General features: G+C 59.4%; 17 protein-coding genes and 1 pseudogene. 12 read left to right on the forward strand and 6 right to left on the reverse strand.

Annotated elements, in window-relative coordinates; all coding sequences use genetic code 11:
* Positions 1 to 282: 282 nt before the first annotated feature.
* From Q0L30_RS12075 to Q0L30_RS12085, 4 genes and pseudogenes are all read left to right on the forward strand, one after another.
* Complete coding sequence (locus Q0L30_RS12075) at positions 283 to 3,036, forward strand: hypothetical protein (RefSeq protein ID WP_296655204.1); 2,754 nt, start codon at positions 283 to 285, stop codon at positions 3,034 to 3,036.
* Positions 3,029 to 4,084: a hypothetical protein gene (locus tag Q0L30_RS12080; RefSeq protein ID WP_296655206.1), complete on the forward strand. Its 1,056-nt coding sequence runs from the start codon at positions 3,029 to 3,031 to the stop codon at positions 4,082 to 4,084. The genes Q0L30_RS12075 and Q0L30_RS12080 overlap by 8 nt, the downstream gene beginning before the upstream one ends.
* A gap of 152 nt (positions 4,085 to 4,236) precedes the next feature.
* Positions 4,237 to 4,410: pseudogene (locus tag Q0L30_RS25800) on the forward strand (hypothetical protein); the annotation flags it as partial.
* A gap of 240 nt (positions 4,411 to 4,650) precedes the next feature.
* The gene (locus Q0L30_RS12085) at positions 4,651 to 5,325 is read left to right on the forward strand and encodes a hypothetical protein (protein ID WP_296655207.1); all 675 of its coding nucleotides are present in this window, start codon (positions 4,651 to 4,653) and stop codon (positions 5,323 to 5,325) included.
* 3 nt (positions 5,326 to 5,328) lie between these two features.
* Here the strand turns inward: Q0L30_RS12085 and Q0L30_RS12090 are convergent, their stop codons facing one another.
* The gene (locus tag Q0L30_RS12090) at positions 5,329 to 5,532 is read right to left on the reverse strand and encodes a helix-turn-helix domain-containing protein (protein WP_296655209.1); all 204 of its coding nucleotides are present in this window, start codon (positions 5,530 to 5,532) and stop codon (positions 5,329 to 5,331) included.
* A gap of 133 nt (positions 5,533 to 5,665) precedes the next feature.
* Between Q0L30_RS12090 and Q0L30_RS12095 the strand changes: the two genes are divergently transcribed.
* The 4 genes from Q0L30_RS12095 to Q0L30_RS12110 all read left to right on the forward strand — a co-directional run bounded on the left by Q0L30_RS12095 (position 5,666) and on the right by Q0L30_RS12110 (position 8,710).
* Positions 5,666 to 6,124: a hypothetical protein gene (locus Q0L30_RS12095; RefSeq protein WP_296655211.1), complete on the forward strand. Its 459-nt coding sequence runs from the start codon at positions 5,666 to 5,668 to the stop codon at positions 6,122 to 6,124.
* Between the two features lie 537 nt (positions 6,125 to 6,661).
* Positions 6,662 to 7,495, forward strand: a complete 834-nt coding sequence (locus Q0L30_RS12100; protein ID WP_296655212.1) for a hypothetical protein — start codon at positions 6,662 to 6,664, stop codon at positions 7,493 to 7,495.
* Between the two features lie 419 nt (positions 7,496 to 7,914).
* A complete protein-coding gene (locus Q0L30_RS12105) occupies positions 7,915 to 8,364 on the forward strand; it encodes a hypothetical protein (protein ID WP_296655214.1) in 450 nt (149 codons plus the stop codon).
* A 91-nt stretch (positions 8,365 to 8,455) separates the two neighbouring features.
* A complete protein-coding gene (locus tag Q0L30_RS12110) occupies positions 8,456 to 8,710 on the forward strand; it encodes a hypothetical protein (protein ID WP_296655215.1) in 255 nt (84 codons plus the stop codon).
* Between the two features lie 320 nt (positions 8,711 to 9,030).
* Here Q0L30_RS12110 and Q0L30_RS12115 read toward each other — a convergent pair whose 3' ends face one another.
* Entirely contained in the window at positions 9,031 to 9,369 is a 339-nt protein-coding gene (locus Q0L30_RS12115) for a cupin domain-containing protein (protein WP_296655217.1), read from the reverse strand.
* Between the two features lie 390 nt (positions 9,370 to 9,759).
* Positions 9,760 to 11,274: a PLP-dependent aminotransferase family protein gene (locus Q0L30_RS12120; RefSeq protein ID WP_296655218.1), complete on the reverse strand. Its 1,515-nt coding sequence runs from the start codon at positions 11,272 to 11,274 to the stop codon at positions 9,760 to 9,762.
* A gap of 117 nt (positions 11,275 to 11,391) precedes the next feature.
* Between Q0L30_RS12120 and Q0L30_RS12125 the strand changes: the two genes are divergently transcribed.
* On the forward strand, positions 11,392 to 12,027 hold the full coding sequence (locus Q0L30_RS12125) for an FMN-binding negative transcriptional regulator (protein WP_296655220.1): 636 nt from the start codon (positions 11,392 to 11,394) through the stop codon (positions 12,025 to 12,027).
* A 457-nt stretch (positions 12,028 to 12,484) separates the two neighbouring features.
* Here Q0L30_RS12125 and Q0L30_RS12130 read toward each other — a convergent pair whose 3' ends face one another.
* Entirely contained in the window at positions 12,485 to 12,832 is a 348-nt protein-coding gene (locus Q0L30_RS12130; protein ID WP_296655222.1) for an antibiotic biosynthesis monooxygenase, read from the reverse strand.
* Positions 12,833 to 13,070: 238 nt separating this feature from the next.
* Here Q0L30_RS12130 and Q0L30_RS12135 point away from each other — a divergent pair, with 238 nt between their 5' ends.
* On the forward strand, positions 13,071 to 13,526 hold the full coding sequence (locus Q0L30_RS12135; RefSeq protein WP_296655223.1) for an Lrp/AsnC family transcriptional regulator: 456 nt from the start codon (positions 13,071 to 13,073) through the stop codon (positions 13,524 to 13,526).
* Positions 13,527 to 13,927: 401 nt separating this feature from the next.
* Here the strand turns inward: Q0L30_RS12135 and Q0L30_RS12140 are convergent, their stop codons facing one another.
* The gene (locus Q0L30_RS12140; RefSeq protein WP_296655225.1) at positions 13,928 to 15,151 is read right to left on the reverse strand and encodes an aminotransferase class V-fold PLP-dependent enzyme; all 1,224 of its coding nucleotides are present in this window, start codon (positions 15,149 to 15,151) and stop codon (positions 13,928 to 13,930) included.
* A 98-nt stretch (positions 15,152 to 15,249) separates the two neighbouring features.
* Positions 15,250 to 16,113 carry a DMT family transporter gene (locus Q0L30_RS12145; protein ID WP_296655226.1) on the reverse strand — a complete coding sequence of 288 codons (864 nt, stop codon included), beginning with the start codon at positions 16,111 to 16,113 and terminating at the stop codon, positions 15,250 to 15,252.
* Between the two features lie 246 nt (positions 16,114 to 16,359).
* Between Q0L30_RS12145 and Q0L30_RS12150 the strand changes: the two genes are divergently transcribed.
* Complete coding sequence (locus tag Q0L30_RS12150; RefSeq protein WP_296655228.1) at positions 16,360 to 16,965, forward strand: helix-turn-helix domain-containing protein; 606 nt, start codon at positions 16,360 to 16,362, stop codon at positions 16,963 to 16,965.
* Positions 16,966 to 17,043: 78 nt separating this feature from the next.
* Positions 17,044 to 17,793 (forward strand): B3/4 domain-containing protein, encoded by a 750-nt coding sequence (locus Q0L30_RS12155; protein WP_296655230.1) that lies wholly within the window; start codon positions 17,044 to 17,046, stop codon positions 17,791 to 17,793.
* Positions 17,794 to 17,820: the final 27 nt, after the last annotated feature.

Genomic DNA, 17,820 nt, shown 5'->3' on the forward strand with positions numbered 1-17,820 from the left:
ATTTGGAAGCGGCATGTCAAACTTTTCGCTTGTTGAAATGACAGGATGCCAGCGTGGCCTGCATACCTTGGGCCCGGGGCAGGAGATTCCATCATGGGATACGGATAAAGCGATTCCGTCGAGGAGCTATTGGCGTAGCTCCTCGACGCAGATGACGCGCAAGAACTGCGTTCCGGCCTCTTCTTGCGGAAAGTACACAGCAAGGTGTGCTTGAGGATGATTTTTGCCCAGGAAAAGCCAAAAGTCAACCTCATTTGCGCCTTGAACAATTGAGGGGCGTAAATGAAAAGAAAGGAATTCATTTTCCCGAGTTCATCGTCCCCCAAAATCGCGCGACCCTCCTTGGCCGCTGCGAGCGCTGCCCGTGGGCGGGGCAGTGAAAACATCTGGGTGGCTGACATTCCCAAAGCCAGTGCCCGATCGGTCATTCTTGGCAATGCTTTGCTAATTCACAGCGTGTGCCGCCTGGTACTCGATCCTGCCGTGCGCTGGTTTGGGGTGGACTGGGCGACAGTGAAAGAGGCCGCAGAATCCGACGGCCTGAAGGGTGACGGCATGATCCTCGTGGAGTCCCTGCGGGGAGATAGGACCTGGCACCGCGTCTACTCGGGAGGCGAGAGCACCGGGGCTTCCGGGTACCCGGAGCGATCCTCGAGCGGTATACCGATCCAGGTGTCCACCATCCAAGAGCTCGGAGACTGGCAGATCCGGTTTGACAACCTTGCCACCTTGATCCAGATGGCGAATTCGGTGCGCAGATACAGCTGGTCGCCCCTTTATCTGGAGTTGGTGGCGCGTCTTAATTTGACCGGCGTGTCGACATTTGAGGAACTCCTAAGCTTTTATCCAGATGACCGTGGTTTGGCTCTTGGGGCTGTCGCTAGGATGGTCCTCGAGCGCACGGCTTTCATTGAGCTGGACGAGGATCTCTTTGGGTTGGGAACAATACTGCGGGCGGTGCCGGAGGACAAGGCGGAGTTGGCGCGGGTCGAGCCGGTCGTTGTTCACGCCCCTCTGGCTGCCCACGCTGAGCCCGCATTGGCTCAGAAGGCTCGGCGTGGTCGGCCCCGGACGCGAGCCAGCAACTATACGTCTACGGTCGGGTGGCCGGCACCCGATGCCAGCGCGATTCCCGACGACCAGGTTTATGAGCGTCGGCGAGACGCCGTGGAACTGTATATTGCCGACGCATCTGCCGACGAGATCCAGCAGTTGACCGGGCTGTCGATTGATCAGGCTCGCTACTATTTTGATCGATGTACAACCACGAGCGACGACCGTGGCATTTTTGGATTCTATGGACTGCTAGACAACTACAGGGTGAAGGCTTACGTGCGTAAAGCGCCCACAAACGGAGAGGCACAGTACAAGTCAGCCGGGTTTGCAGGTGCGCTTGGACAGGCGTTGGCGAAGTTTGAGGATGTGGAGACGTGGCTGAATGAAACAATTCTGAAAGAAGCGAACGGGGAGGGTCCGCGCAATTCGAACCCGAAGCTAGCACTAGAGTTGAAGAAAAAGCTGAGCGCCCACGGCGTGGGTGACGACGAGTGGCCGGGTTGTACGGATGACGGCGGATCTGAGGCCATCCGGCGGTATCGTCATGAACTTGTCGGTCCTGGCAAACCGGTTACCGGGGGTGACGCAGCGCGACAGGCTAACCAGATAGGGACCGGCCACGAAGTTGTGATCAAGTCCCTCCGACCACTTTCATTCATACAGCTCGACTATCAAACCATCGGAGCACATACGATCCTGAAGTTGCTGAACAAATATGGAAAGGTCGTCAAGATTCCGCTTAGGAGATGGAGTATTGGCTATGCCGCGTATGAATACCCTCGCGCCATAGCAGGCGTCGGTACCTGCTATGAGCAGGAGCCGTCCGTTGATACCGCGTTGGAAACCATTAGCAGCCTGCTTGATCCGGGGGACGACATACTCTATGAAGGCCGCCTTCGCCGGACGGAGAACGGCAAGTTTCTCGCTCGACACTTTGTGAAGGCTCTGGAGTGGAACGCATGGACTGTTTTACTGCTGGACAACGCCAAAGTGAACAAGGCCCAGGACATGGTCCACAATGTAATCGACGACACTGGGTGTTTTATCTGTTTCGGGGCGCCACACAAGTGGTGGCCACGGTCCATCATTGAGGCGGTGATCCATCGCATCAACGCCAACGGGCTCGCGAGGGTACAGTCCACCGCCGGTACGGGTCCGGCGGATACAAAAAAGAAGAAAAACCCTGCTGCCGTTGCCATGCGGATGGAATTCGATCGGGATGCTGCAGAGGAAATCATTTTTGGCTCTATTTGCGACTACAACGTCTCAGCCGCAGGCAACCTTCAAGGTTCGAGTCCAATCGATGCCGCTGCTTCATACGTCAGAACAGGCAACAACGGTTTTTTTCTTCGACCGCTGCCGAAGGAAACCCAACTCAACGCAAACCTGCTCTACCACTGCGTAGAAGCGACGGTTCAAGTCCACCCACGCGGGGGTAAGCCCTTTCTGAGGATCAAAGGCCCACACTTCACGGGTGAGATCCTTGCGTCTGCGCGCCAATTCGTCCGCAAAAAAGTGCTGGCGTTCTTGTTACGCCGGGACGTGCGGTATGGGAAGGTCTTCGCGAAAGATACCGGCGAGGCGTTGGGTGAGATCAGAATGCAGGGCGATCGGGCACGTGCGCCCCAATCGTGGAAAGACTTCCTGCTTTTCAAGGGGGAGCCATCGGCGGGGCGAAATATGCGCGACGCTCTGAGTGGGGGGGATGAGGAGAAGGGCCGGCCGAAAGGTAAGTCCACGCGGTCCGCATCGAGCGGATCTGCACAGGCAGTGCCCGACGCCCGCGCAATCCTTCGGGAGGAGCGCACAGCTGTGCTCGCCGCTCGTGCGCCAGCAGCGTCCGTTTCACCGTCGCCTGCTTCGCCACCACCTGTTCCGCAGACAAAGGACCCGCAAGGAGAGCCTACGGTGCCGGAGGTTCTTGATGACCCATGGGGAATCGCGTCTGTTCCTCGCAATGCAGGAATCCATCATGGATGAGCAGCTTGTCCGCCCGAAGCTTGGCCAGCGCCCGGATCTCTCCCGCCAGGAACTTCTGGCGCTGCATCCATTGCCGAATCGGGAACCGGTCGAAACCGCCGAACTGGTTTGCGTATATCGGTTGGTCAAACTACTGGTTCTAATCGGCGGTGACGGGTGTTGTATTGAAGGCGCTTCTTGTTCGGGCAGGTCGACGTTGATCGCATCGACCGCGCTGTATCTCCAGGCAGATTTTCCCAAGATTCCCCACTACGTGTATACGACGCAGTCAAGCGCACTCAACGACCGTGAATTTCTGGAGAGCTGGCTTGCGGCCATCGGTCATGAGTTTCGTCAGGGACGCGACCGCACGTTGCGTCAGCGGATTCATACAAGATTCGTGAATGCGGCGGCCAGCCTTGGCGCAAGAAAGATCATCCTTCTGATCGATAATGCTCAGTTCATGCATACACGGGAGCTCGATTTTCTCGTAGATGTACGGGGCGAACTTGCCAGACACGGCATTACTCTCGTCACGGTTTTCTTTGGTGACATTGGAACCGCCAACGCTCTGAGGAAGCTGGCGGGGGACGAGTCGCCAGGAATGTGGTCGTTGAACCTCACATTCCAGTTGTCAGGCTTGAGTTCCGATGACGTTCAAGCGGTGTTTGACACTCTCGATGCACTTCCGTTTTTTGAGGCGGGAACAACATGGACCCAGTTTTTCATGCAGCAGGCTTGGGAAAAAAAGTGGCGGTTGGCTGATCACGTGACAACCTTTTATGCCGGGCTGGAGAAGTCCAGGCTAGCCACCGCGTTGCGCACCGCTTCCGGCAAGGGAAAAGGCGAGCGGCCGGACGTGCCAGCCGGCTTGCTGTTTATGACGCTGCGTCGCTTCCTCCCCTACGTGGGCTCGCTCGGGGATCGGTTTAAGCTAGGGGACATGCCCAGCTATTGGGACATAGCGATCCGGACATCAGGTTACACGTCGTCCGACCAGCGACTCAGCGAGGCTTTGCCCCTGTTCGGTCTGCCGCGCGGCGGCCAGTCGGGACGAAGATTGCCATAGACGCCGAAATGTTGCCCTTCGAGTCTGAGTTTTCGGTTCATGTACGTTTTGCCCAAGCGAATATCGTCGGCGTCAGCGGGGTACGCGTGGGTGCCGCTCGGCCGTGTCAGTGGTTGCCAAGCTTCAACCGTCCGGCCCAGGCGCGATCAGCTATGCCAGGCGCCGCAGCGAGTGATGCCTGGCTTGCCGTTCAAGGCAAGCAACGGGGTACCCTTGTCGAACGGTATCTGTTTTCCAGCCAGTTGCGGATCTGCCCGGTCTGCTGGGCAGAGCGATACCATTCATATGTGTATCAGCTAGTCTTCGCGCCCGTCTGCCCGGTCCATGGCTGTCCCCTGGTTACCGAGTGTCTTGCGTGCGGGGCGGATCTACCGGGCGAGGGAGCCGACAATCTACGCGCGCATCGCTGGTATCGGTGCAGGCAATGCGGGGCGCCGGTTAGCGGGGCGAGTGCGGACTGTTCGGGGTACGTGCAGGACGGTGACCCGGCGAGCCTCGCGACTGCACTCGTTGAGCGATTGTCGCCACTCGTCGCATGGCTCGAGCGCATCAGTACCGCACCTTTCATGAAACCGCAGGTGCTGCGCCAGATCCACGCCCGTGCGTTTCCCTGGGAGCCCGCCGCATTCCTCCACAGCGTCGCATATGTCAGGCTTGCTGGTCCATCCTCGTTGCTTCAGTCTCCGGCGTTTGCCAATATCACGACGCTGCACTGGAAATTAGAAGTACTACCAAATCGATTGATGCCAGATTGGACGTTCGATAGGCGCGTCGACCGAGTGACGCTGCATGTAATGTGGTGGAAGGTCTGTCGTCGCGTGGAGCACTGGTCTGCGGACTCGCCAGGCTCTACGCACAGGAACAGTCGAGATGGGAACGCTGAAAGTGGGGCGGTCGCGACGCAGTTGCGAGCGACGTTTCAGGCGTCGCCGGAATTGAGGTTGTTGGCCTCATCTCGCATTCCGCCGCTCGTACCACTAGAGCGGCATGCGGGAGGCGCCCCCCGACTGGCCCTGCTCGCGTATTTTCTTGGTGTATGGGCGACGGCGATCTGGAAGGCGTTTTTAGGGCAGCCGGTCAATCCATCGAACTGGAATCCCCCGTTCTTCGTTGAGGAGTCAGGCGGTGTGCAACAAGGCTGGGTTCTTTTTCCATCAGTGCCGGGCCTGTCGATCTCCCCCTTCAACTGTGAGGAGGTGCCTCTGGAATTTCCCACCGGCAACCGCGATCGGTTCACCTGAGGACTAGAGCCCCGCCGACGCGAACAGATCGGATACGCGGCACCCCAGCGCACGTGCGACCCGGATCAGCGTCTGTGCGGACGAGTTGCGTTCGCCGCGCTCCAGCTTGCCCAGATTCGTCGGGTGCAGCCCGCAGTCAGACGCCAGTACTTCCTGGCTGAGACCCGCCTGGAAGCGGCGCTCGCGCACAGCCGCCCCCAGTGCCACTAGGTTTTCATCCCGCACCAATCCCCTTGCCGCTCCATGATTTGCCATGGCCGCAATGGTCTGTCCGTGCTAATATCCCGTCTAATGTCTTTGAGATCTTTTTTGTTAAATTTTCGAGAAATCCAGTCACGGAATGTTTTTTACTGATCCATCGTGGCAGGCAACGGTCCGTATTGCCGGGATGGCACCGTCGTTGCCGCAGAAGTTTCACAGGTGGAGACTGGTAGGGCTGCCATTCAATGCGCCGACATTCATCGTGTCGTCAACAGACGGCGGGCCCGACATTGATACGCAGGCATTGATGGTCAGTGACCCCGACGCGCTGATCCAGTTGCTCCAGCAGTCGTGGCCTGAGTCGACGCCGATCGTCCGCGTTATGGGGCGCGGCAAGATCGCACTCGTGCGCGAGCTTTGGCTGTACTCCTTCGGGCAATGGGAGGGTTACGCCTACAAAACCAGTAAAGGAAAACTGGAGAGCTGCAGCCCATACCAACCCGATATCCCAACTGAGGCAGAAGGGATCTGCATTTGGACTGGCCGCGCTGGCATGCTCGTCACAGCTACCCGGAAATCGACTTCCCAATCGGGCTAAACCGTGGTTTCCGCATTTTCCCCACCGGGAGACATGGTCAGCGGTGCCGCGGGGCTGGGGTGGATGCCACTGCCATCGGAATCCACGTGGGGAGTGCTCATGCGGCTTGCAGTGTGGAATACCGTGTCGATCTGGGAGGCTCAGGCGTTTCTGGCGGAGACTACCTGCCATAAGACCGCACGTAATCTATACCAATCTGGGTGGGTATCACCCGTTACCATTCGGCGGCTCGGGTGGCGATGGCGACCTGCCGAACTGCAACTGTTCCCGTCAAGCAGCCGCTTCCAGCCGGTGCTTTGGGCGGAAATCGTACGATTCTGTCCGATCTGTCTTGGGCTCGGATTTCACTCCATCTGGTTTCAGCTCAGGGCATTACAGCAGTGCCCGATACATGGTTGCCGAATAGAAAGCAGTTGCATGGCATGTGGCGTTAGATTGTCGCAGTATCGTCTAACCAGCTGCGAACGTGCGCCCGCTTACTACTGTGTCACCTGCAAGGCTGCGATCGCTGGTGCGCCTCTCGTGGCCGACGATGTCATGGAATTCTTCGAACAGCGCGAGTGCGTCGAAGACGCATTTGCACCATGGAAACGGTGGTTCCACCGCGCTCAATGCCGTCTGGCTATTCTTGACGAGCATGTGCGCCAAAAGCGCACTGGCCACCTTGTTGAAGGGTACCGGCACGGGCTAATGGCCGGTGCAGTGCAGGTACTGGCTCCATATCCGGCCAGGTGTGCGAGCGGGCTGGGGTATCCCGTTCAGTTGTGCTCGTGGCGCGTCCGGCTTGCCCGGCCTGCCAGCTTTGAGTTGCCGACCAGACGTGGATTCCTGAGCGGAGGTATGGCGCAACGCATTTACCAGGCGACGCTGCGCGCTCTCATCCAGTATGCGTCGAGCCTCCCGCAGTCGGCGGACGTGCCGGACAGGCTGGTGTTCTGTGGCGACCGCTCGGCAGAGCTGGCTGGATGGCAGGCCGAGCGGTTGGCGCTCATTCTCCTGCGATGTGCCTTCGAGCAAAGTCAAATCCTGGACTGGAAACAGGACGTTGCAGGTGCGGCTCTCCGGGAGTCTGCCCTCATAGCCGCCATCAGCAGCAATACCCTGCTGCGCGTGACCTGTCGGGCGCTCATCGTCGCCGCATATCTCGGCTTTTGCTGGCTCGCCAGATACCACATCTGTAACGGCTTTCTTTCGAGGGCAGATCTTGCGACGGCTCCGGACGAACTGTTTGTATCGGGTCGGGCCAAAGTCGGGGACGTGGAGTACGGCGTCGCTATAGTGCCCTGTCACACGTTGCCCGAGAGCCTCTTTCCACGAAAAATGGGACGACAAAACCATGGGGACAAGGCGGTGAAGTCATGCTGCGATTGACGTTGAATGCCGATTGGCGTGCGGGAGAAAGGCTGCATGTCTCCGTAGAATTGATAGGACCTGGATCCGGCTGACAATTCCGGCCGGCAGACCTGGTTGCACGCCTGGTAGCGATCGGAATTGGTAGAAAACTGTCCGCCAATACGGCGACCTGGACTCGAGTTCTCAGGCAAACCGAGGTGGTTATGAATGGACAGGAATATTGCGAACACCTGCGTGAAATTGTACCTGTCGAGGGTTCACCAGTCCGCTTGGCAGCGGTTCCCGCTCGATGGCGGAACGAGCTGCACGAGTACATCAGGATGAATTGCATCCCTGTCTCCAATGACGGTGCCGGAGATGCCATGTATGCGTGGGAATGGGGGGATTGGCTTGACGGCCGCATTCCGAACATTCACTGAAGAGCGCTCGGACGAAATATGGCTATTCCTCTCCAGACAGACCCGCCTGAGCCGGACGGGACAGCGGCGATCGAGTTCCGTAATGAACTGCTTGGAAAGGGGTGGCCCGACGATCGCCGCATTTCCGAACTGGTCGGCCTTCCGCCTGGTCCGGAAAGCACGGCCTACACAGTCAAGGCACGAGCGAAAGGTGCCCTGCTGGGGGTGTGGTCTGCTCCGCTGCGCGGTTTCGTCTATCCGGACTTTCAGCTTGACCGTTCAGGCAGCCTTCGGTCGGATGTCGCCGAACTCCTCGCCGTACTACCCGACGATAACGACCGCGGCGGCTGGAGGCGCGCATTCTGGCTATATTCACCGCATGCACTGCTCGATGGCCGGACGCCAGCGGACGTATTTGCAGACGCCCCGACGCGCGTGATCGAGGTCGCACAGGATGAATTCTGGGGCTCCCCCGACACCGCCTGGTGAGGGTGCGGCCCGCACCGGCGATTGGCGACCCCACGGTCGCGGTTTATGGGAAGGTCTGCACGAAGTGGCGTCCCCCTTTGACAGGTGATTCATGAGCACCAAGCACCACATCCGGTTTCAGGCAAAACAAGGCGATCAGCCCGGCTGGGATCTCTACGTCGAGCTTTTCGAGCCGGACGATGTCGTCTATCTCGAGCTCGAAGGTGTTCAGGCAGACCTTACGATGATGGGAAACCTGGAGCATGCGGCGTGTACGTTGCTGCTGCGCCTGCCGGTCGCCACCGCGAAGCAGTTGGGCCTCGTGCCGCCGGCTTGGGATAGGGACGACCGCTGGCCCAAGGAGTAAGCCATGCCCAAATATTCTCGCCCGCCCGCGTGGCTATTCTCAGCAAAATGTGAAATCAAACACCGGTATTCAGATAACCATCCTTATCTGACCACCCTCGATGCTCGACCAAAGCCGGCCGCCGGAAAACGCGCCGCTGCGGCGTGAATGAAGCTGCCCCCTGGTTTCCTCCGCATCCGGTGCACGTTCGCCCCCTCGCCCTGGCCGTGGTGCCGGTACGGCGGCGCATGCAGTCCCCGGTGACCGTGCCGCCGGCGCAGGGCCTGGCCCGAACACGCCCGGCAACGCCATGCATTGCCTTGTGTGTGGTGGCCTCGGCGCTATTGGGAAGGACGTAGGGCGTACCAGAGAAGGAACACGCAGCCTGTCTCGCTGTGGAATGATTCGTCCGTCGTGCCTTTCTCTGCGACCGAGGACCAGCCTCGACCCAGCCGTTTGCCGTTCTGCACCGCTTCACCGTCGAGCAAGAAGATGAACTCCGCGCCGTTGTGCAGATGCCGTGGAAATGACGCTCCTGGCTCAAAACGGACCAACTGCAAACCACGGCCATTGGCCTTGCCAAGGTTCTTGACCTGAACCCCTCTGGCATGTTTGGAGTCAATCCAGGGCACGGCCTCGCTGTCGGTGAAAAGGAACTGTGGTTCGGCGATGAAAGTCATGCTTGCCACTCCGGGATAGTCTGCCGTCATCCGGGCGATTACGGCCTGCTGGAACGCGGCAGCGCGAATCCTAGGATTCCTTTCACAATCCACTCCGCGGCTATCTCAGCGATCCTCAGGGGCCGACTCTTGGCGTTGCCGCTGGGTATCACGCCAGCATTTATGACCCGCAAGCCAGCCACGCTGAGCTTTCGCATTTAGCGGTCGCCCCCCGATCATCGGATCATCCGGAAATCCCATCGCGATGGTGCCAACCGAATGGAGGATGGTGGTGGCGATGTCGCCGGCAAGGCAGATCAGCTCCGCTTCGCATCCCCTGGTACTGTACACCGGACCTCCACTCTTCCGGAAGGCGCCAGCGCTGACTGCCCTGCGATGTGGTGTGGCTTATCAGAGTGCGCCCGCAGCAGATCCCTGGAGCTTTCGGGCATTTCTGACCACTGCGGCGAGGCTACCTGCTGCGTCTTCCATCTGCTCGCTGCTGAACCCTCCGAACCCAAGAACGAGTCCTGGGCGCATGCTGCCCGGCGCGAACATCGGCGACACCGCACGCACTGCCACGCCCGCCATGGCCGCCTGACGAACGATTGCGTGGTCGTTCAGATCATTGGCAAGCCATAGAACAAGATGCATGCCCTGATCGCCGGGTTCGACCCAGGCGAGATCGGAAGGCAGCAGCGCTTTGAGCGTTTCGATAAGGCGAATCCGCTGTTCTGCATATACGTGCCTAACCTTGCGGATGTGCCGCTCGAGATGCCCCTCCATTATGAAGGCGGCGAGGACGTGCTGATCCGCAGTCGGCGGGTGGCGGTCCATGAGGACGCGAGCGCCGCAGAACGCATCGACGAGCCCGTACGGGACAATTGCGTAGCCAAGTCGCAGCGAGGGGAACAGCATCTTGCTGAAGGTGCCGAGGTATACCACTCGCTCCGGGTCCAGGCCTTGGAGTGCCGGAAACGGATAACCCTCGTAACGTAGCTCGCTGTCGTAGTCGTCTTCAATGACCCAGGAGTGATTTGCGCGGGCCCACGCGAGCAAGGCGGCGCGCCGCGCCATGCTCAGCGGCATGCCGAGAGGGTATTGATGAGATGGCGTGACAAACGCCGCGCGAGCCCGGGGTGCCATCCTTATACCGGCTTCGACATCAAGGCCCTCTGCATCGACGGGTACTCTCGTGATGCCATCACGATGGCCTACGCTCTCCAGAATCGCTGTGACGCCGCGGTAGGCGGGGTTCTCGATCCATGCCTGGTCCCCCGACGTGAGCAGCACCTGGGTTGCGAGAAAAAGGCCTTGCTGCGTACCGCTTGTGACGATGACCTGATCCGCTTCGCAGCGCACCGAGCGTGATTTGCGCACGTAGGCGGCGATCGCCTCGCGCAGCGACCGCACACCGAGCGGATCGGCATATCCAGTCGGCGCGCCCGGGCCTCGTGCGCGGATGCGGTTGCCGAGCCGCCGCCAGACATCGGAAGGCGCGGTCAGGCCGATAGGCACCGAAATCGCAAATGGTGTGGACGCGAGGGGCCGGAATTCCCTCGCTATCTGCGCGAACAGTTCGGCGCGTTCGGGCAGTACTTGTGCAGCCTGGAGTGTTGGAAACACGTGCGGTGTGTGGGCAGGCTGTCGCTCGGCCAATGCCTGTGCAACGCGGGTCCCGACGCCGGCTTTCGATTCGAGGAATCCCTCGGCGATGAGTTGCTCGTAGGCTTCGATCACCGTGCCTCTTGCGACCCGAAGCGAAACGGCGAGTGTGCGTGTCGCCGGCAGCGCGTCGCCGGCGCGGATGTCCCTTCGGCGTACGGCTTCGCGCAGCGCCTCTGCCAACTGGCGGCTCAGATTGCCTGCGGTGCGGTCCAGCGCGCCGAAGGAGGGCATCTCCGCGACGCGCGCAGTTCTCGACATGATTCTGGTTCTATAAAAATAGCTGAAACTGGATCTACAGGATAAACCACTTTCAGCGCAGACTTGAACTGTGGTGCGATGCCAACCCCGCTTATCCTGTTCACGAGAGGACCGCTTATGTACATACCCGCTGATTTCGCTGAAAACCGCAAGGAAGTGCTGCACGCCACCATTGCACAGCATCCATTCGGAACCCTGATTACCCACGGGGAAAATGGGCTCGACGCGAACCACATTCCGTTCGAGCTGGTGCCGGACGGGGGTGAACTGGGCGTACTGCGTGCGCATGTTGCTCGCGCCAATCCGGTCTGGCAGGATGTGGCGAACGGTGACGAGGTGCTGGTGGTGTTCCGTGCGGGGGACGCCTATATTTCGCCAAACTGGTATCCGAGCAAGCACGAGTTCCACAAGCAGGTGCCGACCTGGAATTACGTGGTGGTTCACGCGTACGGACGAGTTTCCATTCATGACGACGAGCGCTATGTGCGCGGTGTGATCGGGCGCCTGACCCGCACACACGAGGCATCGCAGCCTAGACCGTGGAAGATGTCGGATGCGCCCAAGGACTACACCGATGAGCAGGTCAGGGCGATTGTCGGCATGGAGATCGGGATCACTCGTCTTGTCGGCAAGAGCAAGCTCGGCCAGAACAAGGAGGCGCGGGATATCAAGGGCGCCGGCGACGCGCTGGTGGCATGCGGCGAGGCGCAGATTGGCGAGGCGATGCTGCGCGTCCTTGCGGACAAATCGTAGCCGCCTGGGGCGACCTTTTTCCCGCGGGTGCAGTCAGACCGATCCGTGACGGGCGACTGGAAATCGCCCGGCTCTTTGGACAGCAAGAATTCTTCTTCCCTGGTTGGATGCGTCTGCTGCTGCGGCCTTCGCAGGCCACATGGTCATGCAGAAATTCGCTGTGATTGACTGACAAGAGCGGGCTTTTCACCACGCCAAAGCGTGCGTCAAGCAGGTACGCCAGGAGCGTGGTGTGGGCCGGGTCGCAGTTGTGCAGGGACCGCCAGACTTCTTTCCGGCCGGTGATAGTGGCCAGGTCGGGCGGCAGGACGATACGGGAGCAAAAAACACCGTAGGATGGGCGGCACGACCGCGATGCAGGTGTACGGCCATGGTGGCGAACCCACGGTTGACACGCACCCTGATGAGGTTTTTCTTATCCGCCAGGATAGGAAAGCTCCTGATTTTCTCAATTACATTAGGGATTTTCTTGATCCTGGAGGGAAACAGGAATCAAACCCCGGAGCTGCGAATTCACATCGCCGTACTCGCGGATAACCTGGGCAATTATGACCCGGTATCCATTCAGCCATTGCGCCTGCTTTGACTTGGCTTCCAGGTGCACAGGATGCGTGACCAACTGCTGCAGGGCTTCTTCTGATTCCCAGTAGTAGATATTCTGGACTAGCCCGCTTTGCGGGTTCTCCCACGTCTCCTCACCCAGGTATCCATGAATTGAACGCGCGATTTCGGCTATCTGCTGATCGAGTCGGTGGAACTCCTCATTGTATTGACCGGGCTTGAAGGTAAAGGTCGCCGAGATCATGGGCACTCGCTTGTTATCGTTGATGGGACACCATGGTGCTGCAAGCAGGCCGAAAGTATGGTGATTTTTGCGTAACTTCAGGATCGCTTTGACAGGTTTGCGTCTGATCTATATATTATACTAAATAGATCAACACGTTGAACTTTTCTGTGCGGCTGGTGCCAGAGAGAGACGCCGGTAAAATTGCCGGAGCATCGGGGGAGCGGCTCCGGCGCGTGGACGGGGCACAGGAGAACGGATGAAGCGGATACTCGACAAGGTTGACGAGAAAATCCTCGCGCAGCTTACAGAGAACGCACGCCTGTCTCATAACGACATCGCGGGATCAGTCAATCTATCGCGTAACGCGGTGCGCCTGAGGATCGAAAGGCTGGAGCGAGACGGCTTCATCCGTGGGTACACCATCAGGCCTGGAGGCGCCACGCCTGATTCCCAGCCGATCCGCGCGCTCATGTTCGTCTACCGGAAAGACCGTATGCGCGGCCTCGATGTGCTCCGCCATGTGCGCTCGGTTCGGGAAGTGGTGGCCTGTGATGTCATGAGCGGGGAGCTGGATATCGTCCTGCACATCGAAGCGCCAACGTCGGACCGGATTCACAAGCTATGGGAAGAGATTGCGGCCCTGCCGGAGGTGCTGAACACGGTCACGTCGTTCGTTCTCACCCGCTCGAAAAACACCGTCTCGCCCGGCTGATTGTGGTTTGCCGCCAGCGGTGCACTTTACAAGTGATGCCGGGCATCCTGTCCAGTATTTCGAACAAACTGGCCGGTTCGGCCCGACACGCCTGCTGATTACGATCTTCACGATCCGCCCCAGAGGGTGATGCGGATCGAGTCACCGAATACAGGCTTGCCCTGGCTGCATTTGATGATGTCAATCGGGCGTCCGTTCGGCTCGCGGTGGAAGTCAATGCGCTTTTCGCACGCGAGCCGGAATTTGCGCTGAATGCTACCGGTCTGGCGGAAGCGCTGGCTGCATCCCGGGACGTGAAAATGGAGCTGGCGAGGGAGTTCACCCCCGCCAGCCCCATTTTCATCGGATGCAGCCTTATCCGGGCGATTTGCGTTGGCGGCGGACCGATTACATTACGTCCATCACGCGAACGTGGCGTCGAGCGCTGCGGCAATGTCAGCAATCAGGTCCTCTGGCTCTTCAAGCCCGACGGACAGTCGCAGATGCCCGTACTTCTGGAATGGTGCCGGGTAATGTTCGGAGCCGCCGCGGCCTTCCGCGCCAACATGTACGATCAGCGTCTCGTCATGTCCGAGTGAAACCGCTGACGTGATGACCCGCAGATTGTCAACGAACCGGTTCTGGACGGCCGGGCTGCCATCGACGGCGAACGCCATGACGGCTCCGAAATATGTGCCACCAAACTGGCGTGCTGCCAGCTCATGTTGAGGGTGGGAGGGCAGGCCGGGAAAGGCTACAAAGGCGACCCGCGGATCGGAATCGAGGTACGCCGCGACCTTCCTTGCAGACGACATATGCCTTGGAAGGCGCAACGGCAGAGTCACTGAGCCTCTCATGATCAACCACGCGTTGAATGGGGAAATGGTCGCGCCCAGGTCGACCAGCGCAGCATGTTTGATCGCGCGAATCTGTTCCTTACGTCCTATCACCGCACCGCCCATCGCGTCGCCGTGACCATTGATATATTTGGTCAACGAGTGAACGACGAAATCGGCACCGTGTTCAAGCGCTCTGAACATCGGCGGTGGCGTGAAGGTTGCGTCGATCGAAAGCAGGGCTCCGCCGGCGTGGGCAATCTTGGCGACCGCCGCGATATCGACAACTTTCGTCGTCGGATTGGCGATCGTTTCGGTGTGTACCAGACGCGTGTTGGGGCGCATTGCGCGGCGCACTGCCTCAAGGTCACCCATATCGACAAAGGATGCCTGGATGCCGTAGCGCTCGGGCAACAGCTCTGCAAAGAGGCGCCAGACTGCTTCGTAGGTTACATCGCCCACTACGACGTGATCCCCACTTTTGAGGAGCGTGAAGAATATCGCGTGCAGCGCGCCGACCCCGGTTGCAAAGACGGCGGCTTCTTCCGCGTGCTCCATGGCAGCGAGCTTGCGCTCGAGGCAAACCTGGTTGTGCCCGGCATTACGTGTGTAGGTCAGCCCGTCTGGATCCGACCAGTCCATCGTGGACGGGTCGTCAGGAAGGCGATATGAATTGGCCATGACGAGGGGGGTGCGGATTGCACCCGTGGTCGTGTCCATGACATTGCCTCCGTGCACTGCCTGGCTTGCAAAGGAGAGCGTGGTCAGGTCCGCCTTGTCGGGGCGCTGGGGTGTGGTTTTGTTTTGCATTGCTAATCTCATGTAAAGCGTTAATGGAATGTGCGTCGGGGGACCCGCATGCGGAAGGAGTTGCCGGGCCAGTGCGTTTCAGGCTAGCCCACGGACCGCTAGCCCCGAACCATCAGGGCAATACCGGACAACGCAAGCAGCACGCCCACCATGCGTTGCCAGGTCAGGCGCTCACGCAGCAGCGTTGTCGCGAGCAGTACCGTGGTGAGCGGATAAAGGGAGACCAGTGTCGCAACAATCGACAATGGGCCGCGATGGATCAGGGCGGACCTGAACAGGGCTGTGCCCGATGCGTCCAGACAGCCGCTGAGCGCGATAAGCGCCGCAGCCGCCGGATTCGGCCGCGCCGCAAACATCGTGCGCTGGCCCGCGAGCGTGGCGACCCCGACAAGACCGAGAGCAACGAATCGGGCGGTGAATAGCGGCACGAAGCCTGCGTGCACTGAAACCTGCTTCAGGCAGATATAGGTCATGGCAATGCAGGTGCCGGCAACAGTGGCAAGCAACAGTCCCCTGCCTGCCTGGCGGTTGTCGTCCCTGTCTGCCGAAACGTGTTCCGCTCCACTGACAATGGCGACTGCCAGCGCGCCCAGCAGGCATCCTGCGTATGCCGTAGGTGAAGGCGATTCATGGCCAACCAGTACGCCGAATATCATCGGCGCGACAATGCCGATTAATGCGGTGACCGGGGCGACGACTGCCATCGGCCCGACTCCAAGCGCCAGATACAGTGCGGGAAGCTGGATCGAGATGCAAAGGCCCGCTCCGACACTCCATAACCAGTCTGCCGGGTTTGTCATCGCCCCAGGCGTGAGCAAGGTGAACAGGCCGGTAATCAACAGACCGGGAATCTGGTTCCAGAGAAGCACGTAGCCGATCGACACGCGCCGCGTCGCATAGCCGCCGAGGAAGTCCGCCGTGCCGTAGCATACCGACGAAAGTAAGGCCAGAACCGATCCCATGTCGCTTTGCAGTCCAGTTGGAAGCACCGGTGCAAGGTCGGCGCTTCTTGTTCAATATAAAACGCAATAGTACATTATATTGAACTTTCGGCAAGCGGGGATTACCCTTCAGATGCGAAGAGACAGGGGCAGGCTGGTATTTGCAACGCACATCGGTGGCGGCGACGCTCGCGTGTCACCCGTCGATGACAATGGTCTGGTCCAACTGGTACAGTATAGTGAACTGAAAGCAAAGGCCTGTAGCACATGAATGATGTCGATGCCATCAACACCATCGTCGGAAAAAATCTTGTCACACAACGCAAGGCTCGCGCGTTGACACTTGACCAGCTGGCGCTTGCGTCAGGCGTCAGCAGGGGGATGGTCGTCCAGATCGAGCAGGGGAAGACCAACCCGAGCGTAGCCACCCTCTGCCGGCTGGCAAATGCTCTGGGCGTGCCCATTTCCAGATTGATTGAGCAGGCTGCCCAGCCATCAGCCTACAAAACCACACTGGCAGATGCCCAGGAACTCTGGCGCGGCAGTGACGGGGGCTGGGGACGACTGATCACCGGGTTTGACGATCCGTCCGTACTGGAATTCTGGGAGTGGCGCCTGAGCCCGCACGAATTCTACGATGGCATTGCGCATCCGCCAGGCACCAAGGAACTGCTGATCGTCAATAGTGGCACGCTCACTGTGACCGCAGGCGCTGTGAGCGAAGCAGTTGGGGAGCGTGAGGCGCTCGTGTTCTCGGCGGACGTTCCCCACCGCTATGCCAACCAGCGCGACCGTGACGTCGTCTTTATGATGGTTGTGGTCGAGCCGAGGCTGACCGCACGTAGTGGCATTCCGGCAAAAAGTGCATTTTGATTTACCAATAGATAAATATATTGAACTAGAAAAAATTTCGGGCTATAGTCATCTCCAACATGTCTCTGGAGGTGTTTGATGTCTGCGGAAAAGAGTGATCCAGTTGCGGCGGCACTGGATCAGTTTCGGGTTGCCGAGGCGATCTATGATGACTATCCCGAGACGACTGTTGCCGTCGTTGTCGCACTGGGGCTGACCAATGGGCCGTCCACGGCAGAGAGCCAGGGAGCGTTAGCTTCTGCGGCAGCTGCAGTGCGGGAAAAGCTGGATGCCGATGGTCTCAAGGACCATCCGAAAGTCTCCTGTTGGCACGAAATCTACAAGCGGTTCAACGCCAAGCCGCGGAAGTATCCCTCGTCGGTGGAGTCGCTCGCCCGTCGGGCCTTGCGCGGCGAATCGGAAATCCCAGGGATCAATGCTCTGGTCGACTTCTACAATGCACTCAGCCTGCGTTATCTCGTTCCGATTGGCGGCGAAGATCTCGATACACTCGTCGGCCGGCTTGAGCTGCGACTGGCAACCGGCAATGAGCCCTTTGATATCGCAGATGACTCAGCTGCGAGTGAGGTGATCGTCCCGACCGGCGAAATTGTCTGGGCTGACGACGTTGGTGTCACGTGTCGACGCTGGAACTGGCGCCAGGGACGTCGGACGCGCCTTACCGAGTCGACAGTAAACGCGTGGTTCATTATCGACTCGGCCCTTCCGTCAACAGGCGGCAAGGAAATCGGCGAAATTGTGAAGGAGCTCTGTAACGTCCTGCGCGTGCAGGGGCGGGCTATGCATGTTGGCTACCGTCTCATCAAGGCCGGGGTTCCCGCTCTCTGAGCGCCGGAAGGAGTCAAAGTCATCTGT

Source organism: Paraburkholderia sp. (assembly GCF_024281035.1).
Classification (GTDB): Bacteria; Pseudomonadota; Gammaproteobacteria; order Burkholderiales; family Burkholderiaceae; genus Paraburkholderia.

What these genes read in the sequence shown, in the direction of transcription:
- Q0L30_RS12075 (WP_296655204.1), top strand. Translation starts at nt 283, where the DNA reads ATGAAAAGAAAGGAATTCATTTTCCCGAGTTCATCGTCCCCCAAAATC.
- Q0L30_RS12080 (WP_296655206.1), top strand. Translation starts at nt 3,029, where the DNA reads ATGGATGAGCAGCTTGTCCGCCCGAAGCTTGGCCAGCGCCCGGATCTC.
- Q0L30_RS12085 (WP_296655207.1), top strand. Translation starts at nt 4,651, where the DNA reads ATGAAACCGCAGGTGCTGCGCCAGATCCACGCCCGTGCGTTTCCCTGG.
- Q0L30_RS12095 (WP_296655211.1), top strand. Translation starts at nt 5,666, where the DNA reads ATGTTTTTTACTGATCCATCGTGGCAGGCAACGGTCCGTATTGCCGGG.
- Q0L30_RS12100 (WP_296655212.1), top strand. Translation starts at nt 6,662, where the DNA reads ATGGAATTCTTCGAACAGCGCGAGTGCGTCGAAGACGCATTTGCACCA.
- Q0L30_RS12105 (WP_296655214.1), top strand. Translation starts at nt 7,915, where the DNA reads ATGGCTATTCCTCTCCAGACAGACCCGCCTGAGCCGGACGGGACAGCG.
- Q0L30_RS12110 (WP_296655215.1), top strand. Translation starts at nt 8,456, where the DNA reads ATGAGCACCAAGCACCACATCCGGTTTCAGGCAAAACAAGGCGATCAG.
- Q0L30_RS12115 (WP_296655217.1), bottom strand. Translation starts at nt 9,369, where the DNA reads ATGACTTTCATCGCCGAACCACAGTTCCTTTTCACCGACAGCGAGGCC.
- Q0L30_RS12120 (WP_296655218.1), bottom strand. Translation starts at nt 11,274, where the DNA reads ATGTCGAGAACTGCGCGCGTCGCGGAGATGCCCTCCTTCGGCGCGCTG.
- Q0L30_RS12125 (WP_296655220.1), top strand. Translation starts at nt 11,392, where the DNA reads ATGTACATACCCGCTGATTTCGCTGAAAACCGCAAGGAAGTGCTGCAC.
- Q0L30_RS12130 (WP_296655222.1), bottom strand. Translation starts at nt 12,832, where the DNA reads ATGATCTCGGCGACCTTTACCTTCAAGCCCGGTCAATACAATGAGGAG.
- Q0L30_RS12135 (WP_296655223.1), top strand. Translation starts at nt 13,071, where the DNA reads ATGAAGCGGATACTCGACAAGGTTGACGAGAAAATCCTCGCGCAGCTT.
- Q0L30_RS12140 (WP_296655225.1), bottom strand. Translation starts at nt 15,151, where the DNA reads ATGCAAAACAAAACCACACCCCAGCGCCCCGACAAGGCGGACCTGACC.
- Q0L30_RS12145 (WP_296655226.1), bottom strand. Translation starts at nt 16,113, where the DNA reads ATGGGATCGGTTCTGGCCTTACTTTCGTCGGTATGCTACGGCACGGCG.
- Q0L30_RS12150 (WP_296655228.1), top strand. Translation starts at nt 16,360, where the DNA reads ATGAATGATGTCGATGCCATCAACACCATCGTCGGAAAAAATCTTGTC.
- Q0L30_RS12155 (WP_296655230.1), top strand. Translation starts at nt 17,044, where the DNA reads ATGTCTGCGGAAAAGAGTGATCCAGTTGCGGCGGCACTGGATCAGTTT.